Raw genomic sequence first — 14,797 nt, forward strand, 5'->3', positions numbered from 1 at the left:
CGTCACAGGGCCTGGGTTCGACTCGGCCTTGACCGGAGGCGGCAGCAACGGCCCAGGGACGTGCTTCACTTGGACATACCTGGCGCCGGCCAGTGTTTGCAATAACGGCGCTACAGTGCAGTGAGACTAGTCCGCGGAAGAACAGAAAATGGCCCGCATCGATGCGGGCCATTTCCAATTTTTCAGCTTGGCGCTACGTCAGTATGCCGTGAAGCTCCAAGACTTGCTTATGGCTACGCCGTTGCGAGCGCCAGCGAAAGTTGCGGTGTAAGTGCCAGCCGCGAGCGGTTGGGTAGGGAGAAGGAAGGCTACTCCACTGTAGACGTAGGGGTCCGAGATGGCCGAAGCGACTGAGCCCGGCTTCGCGGCGCTGGCAACCAGAACTCTGGCGGAAACTGCACTACCCGCCGGGCCTGTGAGGATAAAGTTTGAGACCGTCAGCACGTCACCTGCATTGGGAGCTGGAACCCTGAACATGACAGGGTGGCCTGCGCTCGGCAAATCCGGTGCCGGGCTTGGCGACTCGGCGGTGGCGGTGAATGTTCCTGGGACGCTTTCGGCGTCGATTGGAGAATAAGCAAAGGCGTTCGTCGCCATTTGCTGTCCACCCCACTGTGGGAGGCCATATCCGCTGCCGTTTGCACCGGTCTTTACGCCAAAATTCATAACGCAATAACCGTCACGAATGGAAAGGCCGATCGTCTCCTGGTTGCTGGTGATACCCTGCAAGTGATACACCGAGTTCCTAAAGTCCGCCAGGCAGCCGATGGAACCATCTGCCGCTTGGCTGATCCACTGGTCCTTCGAGGCTCCCGCGGCTATGCCCTGTTCATAGGGATTTGAACCGGTGAAACCGGGCTTGCCGGCAGTTTCCTCGTGACCAACCGCAGAATTTGCATTCAGGTACGCTAGGTGGTTGTCCGCGGCGACATCGAGGGCTGTGTCCTGCTTCAGTGCACCCACGCCCATCTTGATCCGATAGTCGCTCAGGGCATTGAACGCTGCCAGACGCAGGTCGCCACTGGGGTAGGAAGGTGCCTGGGTCGATGTTGCCGGTGGAACAGACGTCGGATTTTGGGGGGGCGTCGGCGTGGTGGGCGGAGTGCTTGGCTCCTGTTTGGAGCCACTGTCGTCACCACTGCCACCGCCACATGCGGCAAGAGCGAGCGTCATGGCCGTGGCCAGGACCGAGAGAGCGATTTTGGAGTTTTGCATTTTTCTTCCTCTGATTTTGAATCGGCCGGGCATCGGTCCGTTACTTTTAGCTTAACGTCCGGGGCGCAAAGTCAAGTCCGCGCCCAACCTTCGGCCGGCGTGAGCATACATGAAGGGGTACACCACCTAGACGGCAAACTAAGACCGAACTGGATCCCCTGAAAGTGGGGTTCAGCTGGTATAAAGGGTCCTGCCGCAGTGGTTGCAGATATGGTGCTGCTGTACTGACATCTGCGCTTGGTGCCGCCACAAACGAATGCTGCACGACCTGCAATAGGCGAAGCTCATGCCGTTCGTCGTTGCGCATTCAGGATGCTTCTCGCGATACTGCCGAAGCGAAGGGGTGGCCCTCGACGTAAGCAGATACAGTAGGATCAGACCGATGTAGTGCGTGCAGAAGCAGACGAGCGCCCACTTCCATCCGCTCCTTCCCCACCGTCGGGCGAGCTTGTATGCCAGGACCGGTGGCACCACAAAGACGAGAAAAAATAGGATTGCAGTATTCATTAACGTTCAGTGCTCTTTGATTTATTTGCGCCGGCGCGCCGCGCCATTCGGACTTCCCAGTAGTCCGCTGCATCCGGGGCAGGAGAATGCGTGGCTGAGTTCAATACGGGGCGCCGCGTTTGCGATGAGATAGGGTGTCCGACATACCCTGCAGGGAGCCAATTCCAGTTGCGCATCGGTGGACATGGTTCGGCAAATGTGACATGCCCGATCGGCTGAGACCTTGGACGCAGCCCCGAAAAATTTGTCGAAGAGATCGTAGGCCGCGATGAATGCCTCCGGGACATTGGCACCGAACGCCAATGCGATGCGATACAGCGAGACGATGATCGTCGCCTGAAGTCGATGGGTCGGGTGCTCGAAGTACCAGGCGGTCGACGTTGGTAGCTGACCCGACGGCGAGGACTTTCCGTGGATCTGCTGGAACAGCTTGCGGGTACGTGCGGAGGTAATGCCCAGCAGCGATGTGATAGTCGAGGCCCTGCAGTGGCTTCGCACCATCATTTCACTGTAGACCTTCTTTTGGAATGGCTCCAAACGGAGGTTCGTCCAGCTGTTCTTCGTAGCCAAGCGATCGGCGCGCAGCGGAGCGGAGGTCAGGAAGTGATGCCCATTCGAATCTGGACCCAGACGATTGGAGTCGAAGTCGATCCAGAAGGTCTTGCTATGCAGGCGCCAACGGAAAATAGGGAAGTCGACCCGCGCAATGGCCATGTCAAGGACGTGCTGGGGAAGTGAACGCAGATACTCAGCTAGCTCCTTGGTGATTCCGAGAAGAGGGGCGGCCAGAATGCTGACGTGGAGCAGCTCTACCATCAGCCATATGTAATGGCGATTGTTGTAGAACAAGCGAAGCTTGTCGTCGTTGGTCCAGCCAGGTAACTGGGAACGCAGTGTGTCGACGGCCAGCGTGGTCGTTGTGTTTTCAGCCAAACAACGCCAGTCCTGTACCTCGGAGAGCGTCGGCACGACAACGAGGAACGGAGTGCCCATCAAATCGCGTTGGGTGGCCTCAGCCTTACGGACCTTGTCGACGGCACCTTTCCCAATATGCAGCATCTGCTCAAGCTCAGGGTGCGCGCCGAGCAGTTCCGCAAGGTGATCGGTGAGGTGATAGTTTGCCGACCGAATCCGATCGCATGTCATCCGGGTGAGTTGCAAGCGCTCAAACTCGGCGGTGGGGGAGTGCTGTTGCATATCTCTTTGCTCTCATCGGGCATTCAGGGCCGAGCGAATGTCGGCTTGGAGGCGGGAGACGATGCTGTCGAGCACCGTCAAGGTCGGGCGGAGCTCGGAAATGTCTCCGGCCATCTGTACGGTGAGCTGCGCCGACGCGAATGTCGAAAGGACTTGCTCGAATTCCGTCACCAGTTTGGCGAGTTCATCACGGGCGCGCGCACGCTTATCCAGGACGGAGGAGCGTTCTGCGATTTCGTGCTCAATCTGCTGACGCCGCGCCTGGATATCGGCCAGCTCTGCCTTTGCCGCGGAGAGTTCGTCATTCTTGGCGGCAAGGGAGTCTTCCAGTGAGGCGTAGCCGGGCGGAACGACTTGCACTTCAACGGTTTCCGGACGGGTATTGGCCTTCGAAAACGCCATGCGTTCCTGCAGCTCTCGCTTCTCGCGCTCCAGATCATCGATCTGCATCCGGATGGCGCTGTAGCTCAAGTTTTGCCGGGTCATCTCCTCCCGTACATGACTCAGGGCTTCCCGGTCCGCGTCGCGTTCTGACGCCAATCGGGCGAGCTCAGCGTTGAGGCGCCGAATCTCAAAATCCTTGTCGGCATTCTCGGAAACCGTGTTTGCAAGCTCCGCCGTCGCGATGTCCAACTTGGTTTGGACGTCGATAACCTCCTCCTCCTGCTTACGAAGCCGCTCGACGAACTTGCGAATGTCCTTGCGATGGTAGGCCGGGTCGTTCTCCTTGAAATCAATGACCGCATCGATCTCCTCCGACGTGTAGTCACGCCGGCGGAGAACCATGAGCTCACCGATATTGAGCTTCGAAAGCGCGCCATTGTGCTGAAGAAAGCGATGGTAAAGACTCAGATATAGCTGTGCCTGGCTACGAGTGAGGTCCAGTGCATCCTCAGCGATGGCGAAGAACATCTCGCGCGCGCGTGACCGCGCCGCTCGGGTGTCGCCATACTCAGAAGCAACGATTTCCGTCGTTGATTCATGCATTAGCTGAAGATCCGCCCCAAGGTCCTGAAGCAGACGAGAGATCTTGTCCTTCGAGCGCTGGATGTTTCGGACACATTGGAGAAGACGGCTGAATGCGTCCTCGTTGACTGGGACGGTCCCCAGCGCATTGCGTAAGGCCATCTCCGCTCGGGAGACCTCAGGTTGCACAGGGAAATTCACGATGTCTGCCCGCACGGCAGGAAGGTCTTCTGTTTTGATTTTTTTCTGCGGCATGTTTCGCTCATTCGAAAGGAACCTGACAACCAGCGTTTCGACCCAGAAGCGTTGTCAAGTCCTGATGGAGAGTACGGAACGTGCAGCGCCTTTTGGTCAGCAAAAGCTATTCTTTTAGGGGTGGCTTTTGCCGGACGAGGTAAAAAGCTGGTTACTTATGCTTCACTTATCGGTACCGTCTGGCCCGGAATTTAGCGGTTACCCCTAAGGTCAGGGGTCGATATTAGTCACGGGAAAGACAGAAATAAGCAGCACTTAATTCATGGTGCGAGCCTCAAACCATGAGCTTGCTCATGCGGCATTTCCGGAAAGCCGGCATGTTTTAGTCAGCTTTCTGCCTACCTTCTCTGATCCGCTCCCTTAGGATCGTGAGAAACCTGCGTTCAGACGCATCGACCTAGCGCGCGCCGAATGGCGGCAGCGCTCAATCTCATAGTCCTCCGCCCACGCCAGCGTGCTTTCGCCATGCGCTACTGCATGCCGCAAGCGCGTTGAAGCGCAGCTGTTCCTCCAGAGATTCCTTGCTCCCTCGGAGCATCGAACCATCGCCTGGCATCCGTCAGGAAATCCCTTGTCACGTTTCTGGAGAGAAAACATGGAATCCTTTGTCACGAACCTCATCAAGCGACCGTTCCAATTCTTCATGCTCTGCATGGTGATCTACATGGCATCGCAATCGTTCATCGTCGGTGCCTTTGTTACCGTCGTTGGGCTGTCGTACCTGTACCACCGGGCCATGGCCTGGAACAAGGCCGTGCCCGCAGCGCCGAAGGTTTCGATGCCGGATATCCAATCCAAATCGGAGCACGACGCGCAGCAGATGGCAGAGCCCGAGCAACCTTATGAGCGCTCGGCTGTGGTGACGCCGCTTCGTCGAACGGGAACGTACGACCGTTCCTGATCCGTTGCCGCCTCTCTGAGGCGGCGCTTTCCACCTGTCGCGAGTACCCGTTACCCGCCGGCTGGTGGGTCTTCGGGTGCCTGTACGGAGACCATCATGGAAACGACAACAGCGGGATGGCAGCTCGACTTCTTCGGTGAGGCGGCCGCCATCGTAGTGCCCCCTCCCAAGCTCGATCCGTTGCCCGACCCCTCTCTCTGGAGCGAGGCGGTGCGCGAGAAGATGGTCGACGCTCTCATCAGCCTCGCCTGCGATAGCCGGCGCGGCGACAGCATGCCGGAGTCCCTTATCGACTGTGCCGAGATGTTGCGTGCCCGCATGCGCAATCGGCCTCTCGACGTGGAGGAATACTCCATGACGCTCGGCTGGATCTTTGGCTACTGGAATGGCGCGTTGCCATACAGCTACGTCTGCGGCGTATCCGGGGTCGACCCTGAGACCCTGCAAGACGTGATTCTTAATCATGCCAGGCTGCGTGGCGACCTCGATGCGGTCCGACGTTTGTGCTGTGGCTCCCTTCTTTAGACCATGACTTGGCTCAATCTCATCAGGCGTGTGGCCACTGCTCTGAATGCTGAACCGAGACGGGAATCCTCTACCAGCACGATCCCGGTTGGAACTGGCGCCGCCAACGAGCGGCAGTTCTATGTTCACGGCATCCCTCATCTGCTTCGGGACGAAGGCGATCGCGTGATCCACTTCGTTGGGGTCTTTCATCATCGGCTGCAAATCACGCCGTATGGCGACAAGCTGCTGCCGGAGGTGATCCCTCGTTGGAAACAGGTCCGCGTGCATCCAGGCGAGGCGCTGGAGAAGGTCGCTGCTGACGTCATTCAAGCCCAGCGCGAACTCACGCCGGACTTGCCGACTAGTACTGACGCGCCAGGAGCAGGGCGCCGCTTTCAGCCAATGCGCTGCCAGGAAGGCGCCCAGCCATCCCGCAGCAAACGCGAAGACGGCGAGCGTGAAGGGGGCGGAAGCGCCTCCTCTGAAAAGGGCTCCTCTTCCGCCTACACCGTGGGCAAGCTCATCGAGTGGGGCGAAATGGAGTTCCCCAACCGTAAGTCTGGTGGGTCTCGTACCTACACGTCGTTTGCCGTCAAGCTGTACACGGGTGCCGGCGAGAGGACCCTGCAGGGCGAAGGTCTGAAGGACGCTCTCGCAGAAGCCGGTTGCAAGCTGGGTGAGCGTGTTGCGGTCAAACGCCTGCGCAAGGAGAAGGTGCCAGCCTTCGATAAGAAGACTGGCGATCCCATTAAGGACCCAAGGACTGGAGAGCAGAAACTCTGGGACAGGTGGGTCTGGAACATCAATCTCGTTCATTAAATAGGAAGCACCATGGCATCCGTTAACAAAGTCATCCTCGTCGGCAACCTCGGAGCAGATCCTGAAACTCGTTACATGCCCAGCGGCGACGCGGTGACAAACATCCGCATTGCCACCACTGATCGCTACAAGGACAAGCAGTCCGGCGAAATGAGGGACGCCACCGAATGGCATCGCATTTCGTTCTTCGGCAAGCTGGCAGAAGTTGCTGGTCAGTACCTGCGCAAGGGTTCGTCGGTCTACATCGAAGGCCGCATTCGTACGCGCAAGTGGCAGGATCAGTCCGGCCAGGACAAGTACAGTACCGAGATCGTCGCCGATCAAATGCAGATGCTCGGCGGTCGCGCGGGTGCCAACGATGACGACGGCGATGCCGGCGCAGAGCGAGCGGCTTCGCAGCAGCGTCGAGGGAGCGAGCAGCGCTCGGCTCCGCCAACGCAACGCTCGGCCGCAGCGCGTCAGCAGCCTGCGCAACCGCCGTCGGGTGGCTTCGGCGGATTCGACGACGAGGAGATTCCGTTTGCGCGACCTGCAGCGCTCGATGGCATTCCTTTCCGCAACGATGGCGCGCCGATGTACTGACGCGCTCCTCCAAGAAGTACCTCTTTGAACTGCCTGCTACCGGCTTGCCCGGTAGCAGCGGTGCCTTTCTCGGCCGCTCGGCCAAATCCCCATACTCCCCTCAGCTAGACGCCATGCTGAAAAGACCTTCTGGCCTTGGCCGGGATGTCTTTTGAGCAAGCGTTCTTTCGCCTGTCTCAGGCATCGACCAACCCTCCATTTCTGGAGCCATCCCATGAAAGAACTGAGTGATATCGTGAAAAGCTGGACGCCCGCTCAATGGGACGCTCTGGTGAGGCGATACATGCCTGCGGAAGTCCTGACGGACAACTTCTGGCGAGGACGTCCTGGTCCTTGCCCCCTCTGCGGTGGCCATGACCGCTTTACCTATGACAACAAGCGCGGCCGCGGCGATTGGGTCTGCCGGAAGTGCAATGCAGGGAATCCGAAAGCCGGCGACGGCCTCGAGCTCGTGCGTTGCTACACCGGCATGACCTACTCGAAACTGTGGCGGGACTTGAACGGCGAGCGGGCTGTGCCGATCGACCACCCCTTTACGAGGGCAAATTCAGCTCGCCGGGGGAAAGCAGAAGATCCCGCCACCAAGATGCGGCGTATTGCGAAGCAGTGGGAGGCCGCCGCGGGGCTCGTGCCTCGCGACCACGCCATGCGCTATCTTGCTGCCCGGGTTCCCGGCCTGCGCGCGCCGCGGCCAACGGCCTTGCGCCTGGCAGTGCAGGACTATTGGTATGAAGGCCAGCTTGTCGGCCGCTATCCGACCATCATTGCGCAGTTCACACTGCCAGATGGGCGCATGGCCACGGTGCATCGCACGTCGCTCGACCCAATACTGCCCGCCAAGGCGACGGTGGTCACTGCTGACGGGGAGATCCTCCCTGCCAAGCGCAATGATGTGTCTGCGTTGCCGCTTGCCGGAGGCGCAGTGCGTCTGATGCAACCGCGCGATGGCGAAATTGGCGTCGCGGAAGGGCTGGAGAACGCATATGGGGCGTACATGCTCATCGGTGTGCCGGCATGGAATTGCCTCAACCGCGTGCTGCTGAGTCGGTTTGTGGTGCCGCCGGACCTGGGCATCCACACGGTCCACATCTTCGCGGATTTCGACAAAATCGACCCGAAGACCCGAAAGTCGCCCGGCATGGCCGATGCGCTCGCGTTGGAAAAGCGGTTGCGCGCCGAAGGATTGCGCACCGTCATGCATCGACCGAAGCTTCGTGGAACCGACTTCTGCGATCAGTGGCGCACTGAGTACCAGTTGCGTCTGATGTCTCAACAGGCTGTTACCGCCTGATCAGTTCGCCACCAGCCGGTGGCGCCTTACCTAACCTCTGCCCTGTGGGTCCTTCCCACAGGGAAGGAGTCCCCCTTGGCAGGCTCTCCGAGGAGAAAAGCAATGCCGCAAAAGGGTTTCACCGCAATCGTCAACAAGCTGCACATCCATGCCATGCGCGCCATGGCAACTACCGAAGTCCATGCCGGACAATCGGAAGCCCAGTTCTTCGATGTGTACCGCCGCGAGCCTTCTGGAAGCTTAACCTTCCTGGACCGGAAGTTCTCGTTCGATTCCGCTCTTGATTACTGTTTGACGCCGACGCTTCACTGAGTGGCCATCCCAATATCAAAAAGCCCAGCAAACTTTTGCTGGGCTTTTTTTGTCTGCGGAAATTAGCCGCGCTTTCGGTTTTTGACGCCGTTGTAGACGACCAGGACGGCCTCCAGAAGACACCACCCAATCAGGACAGTGAAGACGAAGCGATTAATGCTTTGAGTCGTGGACAGGTATTCAAACATGGCTCGGTATCCTCGTGTTCTCTCAGAACGCTATTAGGTTGCCACGTGACGAGGCGGTGTCAAGTGCCGCCGCGCGCCGCAGATTCTCGCTTAGCCGAATCGCGCCATGGCGTCATTGAGCGCACCGAGATCCAGTCCCGCAAGCGGATCAGGACCGGCCACGGTAGGCTCAGATACGGGCGTCGGTGAAGCCCGCGGCCGCTCCTGTGCGTGGGCTGAGGCAACCTGCGGCCGATCCGCAGCACGCGGGCCTGGCGCAGCCGGCGGCGACGGCAGGATCGCGGATACCGTAGCATATGGTGCGGCGGTCTCCGGCGCCCTCGCTCCTGAGGGTTCGGGGTGCGCCAGAAGCGGTGGTGGCGGTACTGGTGCCGCAATGGTCGGCGTCGTTGCAGCAGAGGGAGGACGCAGCAGCGTGTCGGCACCAGCGCTGAGCACAAGCTGCAGCCCCCGTTGCGCGAGTAGCTTAAGCATGAATGCCCGCTCCCGAGCTCCCGGGAACTGCCGCAAGTAAGCGAGCAGATCAGGAACCGAGTCGGCGGACAGCGTCACGGTCATCTGGAGCTTGTCCATGGTGGGCGTCCTCAGGCGGCTTTGGCTGCTTGCCGTGCGGACCCGATGGTATAGAAGCCGCGAACGTTGGCGAAGCAGGGCGCCTCCATGATGTGGATCACGTTGTGCGGAAAGGCAGCAAGAATTGTCGGGGCGTAGAGCTGAGCGCCGCCTCCAGTCAGGATGATTGCCCGGATATCTTCGGTGCGGCCGACGCGTGTCTGGATTTCCTTGACCGGCTGATGGGTGACGGCCATGGCCTCTGCCAGGTAGGGCGAAACGTCCAGATCCTGACCGAAGAACACCATGGGCTTGGCGTCGCGGATGGCCTTGTCGATGCGTTCGATGCTGTCGGTGGGATGCCCACGGTCAGCTGAGATGAGGCTTGCCACCTGTTGGTAGATGCGCGCGGCGCCGCCAGGCACCCCGCCGCTTCGGGTGTCGTCCATGGTGTAGCCACGCGCCACCACCCAATCGGTCGTGAAGTAGCCGACATCGATGACCAGGTATGCGTTCTCAGGGTCGTACTTCTTGCCGTACTGCTGGATGTACGTAATCAGCGTGCCCAGCGGCTGCGGCAGCGGGAGCACGCTGTTGATGTGAACGTCGCCCCAGCCAAAGTCATGGGTGCCGGTGAAACGGTCCTTGAGGTAGGCAGCGTACTTCTGCGTATTGTGGACCGGCAGGCCCAGGACCAGCCGATCAACTTCCATGGCATTGGCATAGTGTAGCGAGCCGGCGAGCAGGGCAGCGTAGTTGGGTGTCGTTACATAATCCTCAGACAAGGAGCGACCGGTATGGACATGAGCGGCGCTCAGCGAAACATCGGGTCCGACCTCGTATCGCGCACCGTCGACCTCCACATTCACGACGTTTCGAGCCCGGAAGATGCCGCCGGTATGCGCGGTGAGAGAGGACGTCGCGGCAATGGGTGCCAGGGAGGGGAACATGTTGGTTGCGATGTCCGAGCCAAGCGGAAAGGCGGACTTGGTGTTGCCGTAGCCAACATCGATTGCGACGGTCGAGATTCTCATTTGTGCTCCTTGGCGATTATTGAAGTGGATGGCATGTGTCGAATGTCCTTCGTGCTCCGAGCAAGTGGGACTTTGTAACTCCGAGCCCCATTCACTCGTCTCAGGTCAGTGGGAGCATCTGGGACTTGGTCGGACTTTGTCGGTCTTGCTTTGAGAACGTCGGATTAGATGGCACATCGACATAGCCCACTCTACCGTCGGAAAATCGAAGTCAAGTCGCCGAAAGCTCGCGATTTTGCAGTGGCAAACGTTGCCGTTTGGCGCATGCCTGGTATATGCTTCGAGCACTTACCGCGTCCTCGACGCATCGACCTCGCCGCCAGTTGCGCGGCAAATCCAGCACGCAAAACCCCGACATCCGGGCCTTGCGATCGCCAGTTGTTCACGCCGGAAATTGAACCGGCATTTTTTTCAATCAATTCAAGTGGACCGTGTCGGATAGTGAGGACACCGGACACCGCGATACCAAGCCGATTGGCGGTCTGTTCGTGAAAATAGACCGCAGTGTGGACAATTCCGAAGCCGGACACCGGACAGGTGCTCTGTGGAATTTCCACGAATGCCCGACGCCCTTTCAGCCGCTTGGCTGGGCGCGGATCACGAAGCCCGACACACCGCGGCGGGCATGATCCGGCTTTGGGGCGGGGAGCTGTTTGCGTACCGAACGAACGGTGGACGCAGGCTTCTGAGCAATATCGACCCGGGGGGCGCTACCGGTACCAGAACGGCGCAACAAGTAATCACTCATCACGGCATCGGCCGGCTGCACCAGGACGAAATCCCTGGCGCCGTCAGGCTGGCATCCATTGATGCACCGGATAGGGTGGCCGCGCAGCGGCGTGCAAGGCCAAGGCCTGCGCCCGCACTGCGGACAGTCACGACGCATTGCTTCCATGCTCAGGGCTGATCGGTTTGGCATCGCTAAAGGACAGGAACGTAGTGGCAAGACCGGCTGGGTGGGCCGGAAAGCTGGGGGTGGTACCCCGGAGCACCGAGGGGACAAAGCCGGATCGGGGTCGGCGCTGTCCAGCAGCGAGCTGCGAGGTCCGGTGGCGGACACCAGCTCGTGGCCGCACGCGCGAAGCGCAAACGTTCGAGAACGTTGTATGACCAAGACTATCAACCTGCGCCCCATCATTAACCAATACAACCTGCCAGAGCGATTCAAGGCGGAGTTCGCAGTCCTGGCTGCGGAACACTTGCACCTGCCGCATAGCGGGACGCGAGTCAGCGGCAGATCGCTGTCGCAGATGTCACAGCGACAGCGCGTGCAGGCACTGCTCGCCATGTTCGTGGAGCTGCGCAGCATCGGTCGTATGGCCGTCACCTCGCCCTATAGCCTTCGCCAAAAGCACATCCGGTGGCTGGTCGAGTATTGGGTGGAGGAGCGCAAGCTGAACGTGGGAACGGTGGAGCTACGTCTCACCCACCTGCGGGCGCTGACGTCGTGGATGGGGAAGACCAATGTGGTCGGCCGAATCGAAGACTATGTGCAGCGACCGGCCGGATACGAGCGCAGCTATGTCGCGCGCGAAGACCGGTCGTGGGATGGCAAGGGCATTGATGCGGCGGCGAAGATCGCCGAGATCGCGGTCACGGACGCCCATGTCGCACTGCAGCTCAAGCTGGAAGCCGGCTTTGGCCTGCGCGCAAAGGAAAGCTGGCGGTTACGGCCCACTTTGGATGTCCTGCCATCGGGGATGCTGCTTGTGCATGACGGCACGAAAGGCGGACGCGCCCGCCGGGTCCCGATAGAGTTCGGCTGGCAGTACGAGTTGCTCGGGCAGGCGGCAACACTCGCATACGCCACGAATCCGGAGCGAGGCACGCTGATGCCTGCTTCCTTCACCCAGAACCGGTGGCGCCGACGCTTCTATACCGTTCTGGAGAAGCATGGAATCACCAAAGACGGCGACGGTGTGACGGCGCACGGCCTGCGTCACCAATACCTGCAGCAGATGTATAAGCGGGAGAGCGGCCAGCCGGCGGCTGTGAAGGGGAGCGGGCGAGTTGTTGATGTGGAGGCACACCGCGAAGCGATGCGCAAGGTGGTGGAGGCCGCTGGCCACAGCCGGGCGACCAAAGCGAATGCCTATCTTTCTACCTATTCCACCCAGTTGAGCCTGGGTAAGAAGGAACCCACTCTGAATGAGGTAAAGGCCGCTATCTTGGCCGCCGATGGCAACAAAGCAATGGCGGCGCGGCAGCTTGGGATTTCAAGGACCAAGCTCTATCGAATTCTCGCGAAAGAGAACGGAAGTCGGCCCTATCCGGCGCTGGTCGGCTGACCTTCCAGCCCGCATCCGAAAACGCTCGATCGCAAAGGCATGAGCATGCCCATACTGTTTTCCCAGAAAGCTCGCAGGAAAGGGGTCGCTTTTACCGAAAAGTCGCGTTGCTCCGTCAAGCAAAATCCTCGCGGGCGAGGGCTCGATCAAGCGCTGCCGCGAGAGGTACATCGTCTAATCCAGCCTCGCGAAAACAGCCAGTGGGGTGAATATATGAAGAGATCCTTGTGCTTTGTTGCCATTTGGCTACAGGGGTGTGGGTGTCTTTGAGCAAGCAAAGTCATCTGGATTGGGGTTGGTTGGTACTATCCATACTCGTATTCACGGCGGTCCTTGCGATCCCGTTAGACCGAAGCTCGTAGCGGTCGGTGCGCTGTGGAGCGCGAGTTGGGCATTATCGTGCGTAGGCTGCGGCCAGCGCGACCATGGAGCCGGCCGCGCGGACAAGCTCCTGTACAAGGAGCTGGGCCCGGCACCGTCATTGCCGAGTCGGCACTGGCCAGCCAGGCGAATGAAACGCACCGCGCTGGCCGCTCGCCCGGATGCGGCACGGCCGGTGGCAAGTCCATCGGGGACATTCGCATCGACTTGAGCAGCGATGGGAAGGCATCCACGCCGGAAAAGTGAGCCAGTTCTGCGATGCTCACTACACTGTATGCCGGTGTCGCATCATTGCGCGCGATGTACCCCCGGCACCGATGTCGGGCATATAAATGGCCTTCCAGACGAAATTAGGGATGCGGATTCGCTCCCGCAGCGCGCCAGCGTCGCGGATGAATGCCGGACCGGTGACGACATAGGCCGCGCCGACTTTGCGTACCAGCCTTCGCGTCGACGTCTCGATGTGGCTCCACGTCCGGCGATTCGAGAATGGATGTTGCGGGATCACGTTGGCCAGGCTGAAGCTCTCGGCCTGCGACGTCTTGTCGCCAAAGTCGCCGCTGGGCGCCACGGTCGAACCCAGCGCCACGCCCATAGTCAGCCAGGCTGGCGCGCTCATTCGCGGGATGCCGCCGTTCGGGTCTGAGCGGAGTGCATCACGGCATAGGCGCGGTAACACAAGAGCCGCCGCGTCTGGCTGGTCTTGGTGATGGCTGGCGGTCGCCCTTGCGCGATTACGTGTGCACAGGCCAGAGCCGGTGAGTCCTTTGCGCTGGCCGCAGTTTGGGTAAAGCAGAGGAAAATCGAGAGGGCGGAGGCGAGCGGTCGCAGCATGGGAATATCCTGGCTTGTGGAGCTTCCAGCTTGCCGCGGCCTGCGCGAAGTCAAGGCTTGGCGTTATCCGGCAAGCTGTCTACTGCCCGCGCGACAAACTCTTCAAGAATGGGGAATGGCCATTCATCGTCTTCCTTCGCTTCCTCGGCGATTGCCGCGGCGAGGGCCGGTACGTGATCGAACCGGACCAGGGGGGCGCCATCTACATAGATGACCTTCGAGCGGCGGACGAGTTTGCGGTACCGGCCGGCGTCCTCCAGGACGGTTTCGGGCGGGGATACATGCTTGAACTGGAATCCAGGCTGCGCCAACGACGCGGCCATGGCGGCGAATTTCGGCCCGTTCGTTGTCCATTCTCCAGTAGTCGAGGCGAGCAGGTTCAGGAAATAAGGAATGTCGGAAGAGGTCAGCTCACGCCGGGCGAGCATGGAAATCGTCTGCTGGTCTGCCGGCCGGTGTTCCACCCGGGAGTTCCAGATCGCGTGCAACTGCGCAAAAGCGGTGTCCGTATCGGTGGATTCCAGGCGGACTGGCGACGTTGAAATACCGCATTCCTCACAGACGACGACGGCCTGCAGACGGCCGGCGATGAAGAGGGGGGCGCCATTGCAGTGGGCGCAGTTGAGCAGGCCGGTTGGCATGGCAAGGTCCGGGTGGAAAAGACGGAATTATGCCTTGCACCGGCCGGCTGCCCGTTAAGATCGCTCGTCGGGCTGTTCGAATACCGGCTCGTTGATGGCGAGGTATCGCGTCGAAGTGCTAAGCAGGCCGCGGCGCGCCGTGCCCTGGAAGCCCTGCAGCATTTCGCTGTGGTCGCGAAGCGTCCGGCCGATCTGCCAGAACTCGTCGAGCCAGTGACCCTCAGGCCCCGTCGGACCGCCGTGGCGGCCGGATGCGATTGCGCCGCGAATGGCTAGTACGGTCTCAGGCTTCGGGTAATCGGATTGGTCGTTTTCGAACTGCTGCAT

General features: G+C 60.1%; 14 protein-coding genes. 7 read left to right on the forward strand and 7 right to left on the reverse strand.

The genetic code is table 11. The annotated features are described in order from the left end of the window. Positions 1-198: 198 nt before the first annotated feature. From ACZ5MJ_RS33955 to ACZ5MJ_RS33965, 3 genes are all read right to left on the reverse strand, one after another. Positions 199-1,215, reverse strand: coding sequence for a CAP domain-containing protein (locus tag ACZ5MJ_RS33955; RefSeq protein ID WP_464226860.1), 1,017 nt, complete (start codon positions 1,213-1,215; stop codon positions 199-201). A 528-nt stretch (positions 1,216-1,743) separates the two neighbouring features. After that, positions 1,744-2,919 carry a FlhC family transcriptional regulator gene (locus ACZ5MJ_RS33960; protein ID WP_464226861.1) on the reverse strand — a complete coding sequence of 392 codons (1,176 nt, stop codon included), beginning with the start codon at positions 2,917-2,919 and terminating at the stop codon, positions 1,744-1,746. Between the two features lie 12 nt (positions 2,920-2,931). Beyond that, positions 2,932-4,140 carry a hypothetical protein gene (locus ACZ5MJ_RS33965; protein ID WP_464226862.1) on the reverse strand — a complete coding sequence of 403 codons (1,209 nt, stop codon included), beginning with the start codon at positions 4,138-4,140 and terminating at the stop codon, positions 2,932-2,934. A 595-nt stretch (positions 4,141-4,735) separates the two neighbouring features. Here ACZ5MJ_RS33965 and ACZ5MJ_RS33970 point away from each other — a divergent pair. The 6 genes from ACZ5MJ_RS33970 (at position 4,736) to ACZ5MJ_RS33995 (ending at position 8,552) form a co-directional block, all read left to right on the forward strand. Further along, a complete protein-coding gene (locus ACZ5MJ_RS33970; RefSeq protein WP_464226863.1) occupies positions 4,736-5,041 on the forward strand; it encodes a hypothetical protein in 306 nt (101 codons plus the stop codon). 96 nt (positions 5,042-5,137) lie between these two features. Further along, positions 5,138-5,566 carry a hypothetical protein gene (locus tag ACZ5MJ_RS33975; protein ID WP_464226865.1) on the forward strand — a complete coding sequence of 143 codons (429 nt, stop codon included), beginning with the start codon at positions 5,138-5,140 and terminating at the stop codon, positions 5,564-5,566. 3 nt (positions 5,567-5,569) lie between these two features. Beyond that, entirely contained in the window at positions 5,570-6,367 is a 798-nt protein-coding gene (locus ACZ5MJ_RS33980) for a hypothetical protein (protein ID WP_464226866.1), read from the forward strand. Between the two features lie 12 nt (positions 6,368-6,379). Then, entirely contained in the window at positions 6,380-6,949 is a 570-nt protein-coding gene (locus ACZ5MJ_RS33985) for a single-stranded DNA-binding protein (RefSeq protein ID WP_464226868.1), read from the forward strand. A gap of 214 nt (positions 6,950-7,163) precedes the next feature. Beyond that, positions 7,164-8,240, forward strand: a complete 1,077-nt coding sequence (locus tag ACZ5MJ_RS33990) for a primase-helicase zinc-binding domain-containing protein (RefSeq protein WP_464226869.1) — start codon at positions 7,164-7,166, stop codon at positions 8,238-8,240. Between the two features lie 102 nt (positions 8,241-8,342). Beyond that, the gene (locus ACZ5MJ_RS33995) at positions 8,343-8,552 is read left to right on the forward strand and encodes a hypothetical protein (RefSeq protein ID WP_464226870.1); all 210 of its coding nucleotides are present in this window, start codon (positions 8,343-8,345) and stop codon (positions 8,550-8,552) included. 772 nt (positions 8,553-9,324) lie between these two features. Here the strand turns inward: ACZ5MJ_RS33995 and ACZ5MJ_RS34000 are convergent. After that, positions 9,325-10,326, reverse strand: a complete 1,002-nt coding sequence (locus tag ACZ5MJ_RS34000; protein WP_464226871.1) for a PRTRC system protein D — start codon at positions 10,324-10,326, stop codon at positions 9,325-9,327. A 1,106-nt stretch (positions 10,327-11,432) separates the two neighbouring features. Here ACZ5MJ_RS34000 and ACZ5MJ_RS34005 point away from each other — a divergent pair. Then, positions 11,433-12,614, forward strand: a complete 1,182-nt coding sequence (locus ACZ5MJ_RS34005; protein WP_464226872.1) for an integrase domain-containing protein — start codon at positions 11,433-11,435, stop codon at positions 12,612-12,614. A 646-nt stretch (positions 12,615-13,260) separates the two neighbouring features. On the opposite strand, the gene ACZ5MJ_RS34010 is transcribed toward ACZ5MJ_RS34005, so the two are convergent. The 3 genes from ACZ5MJ_RS34010 to ACZ5MJ_RS34020 all read right to left on the reverse strand — a co-directional run bounded on the left by ACZ5MJ_RS34010 (position 13,261) and on the right by ACZ5MJ_RS34020 (position 14,797). Next, positions 13,261-13,614, reverse strand: coding sequence for a DNA/RNA non-specific endonuclease (locus tag ACZ5MJ_RS34010; RefSeq protein WP_464226873.1), 354 nt, complete (start codon positions 13,612-13,614; stop codon positions 13,261-13,263). 265 nt (positions 13,615-13,879) lie between these two features. After that, positions 13,880-14,470: a hypothetical protein gene (locus ACZ5MJ_RS34015; RefSeq protein ID WP_464226874.1), complete on the reverse strand. Its 591-nt coding sequence runs from the start codon at positions 14,468-14,470 to the stop codon at positions 13,880-13,882. Positions 14,471-14,524: 54 nt separating this feature from the next. Further along, entirely contained in the window at positions 14,525-14,797 is a 273-nt protein-coding gene (locus tag ACZ5MJ_RS34020; protein WP_464226875.1) for a hypothetical protein, read from the reverse strand.

Source organism: Cupriavidus sp. LA-1 (assembly GCF_055385985.1).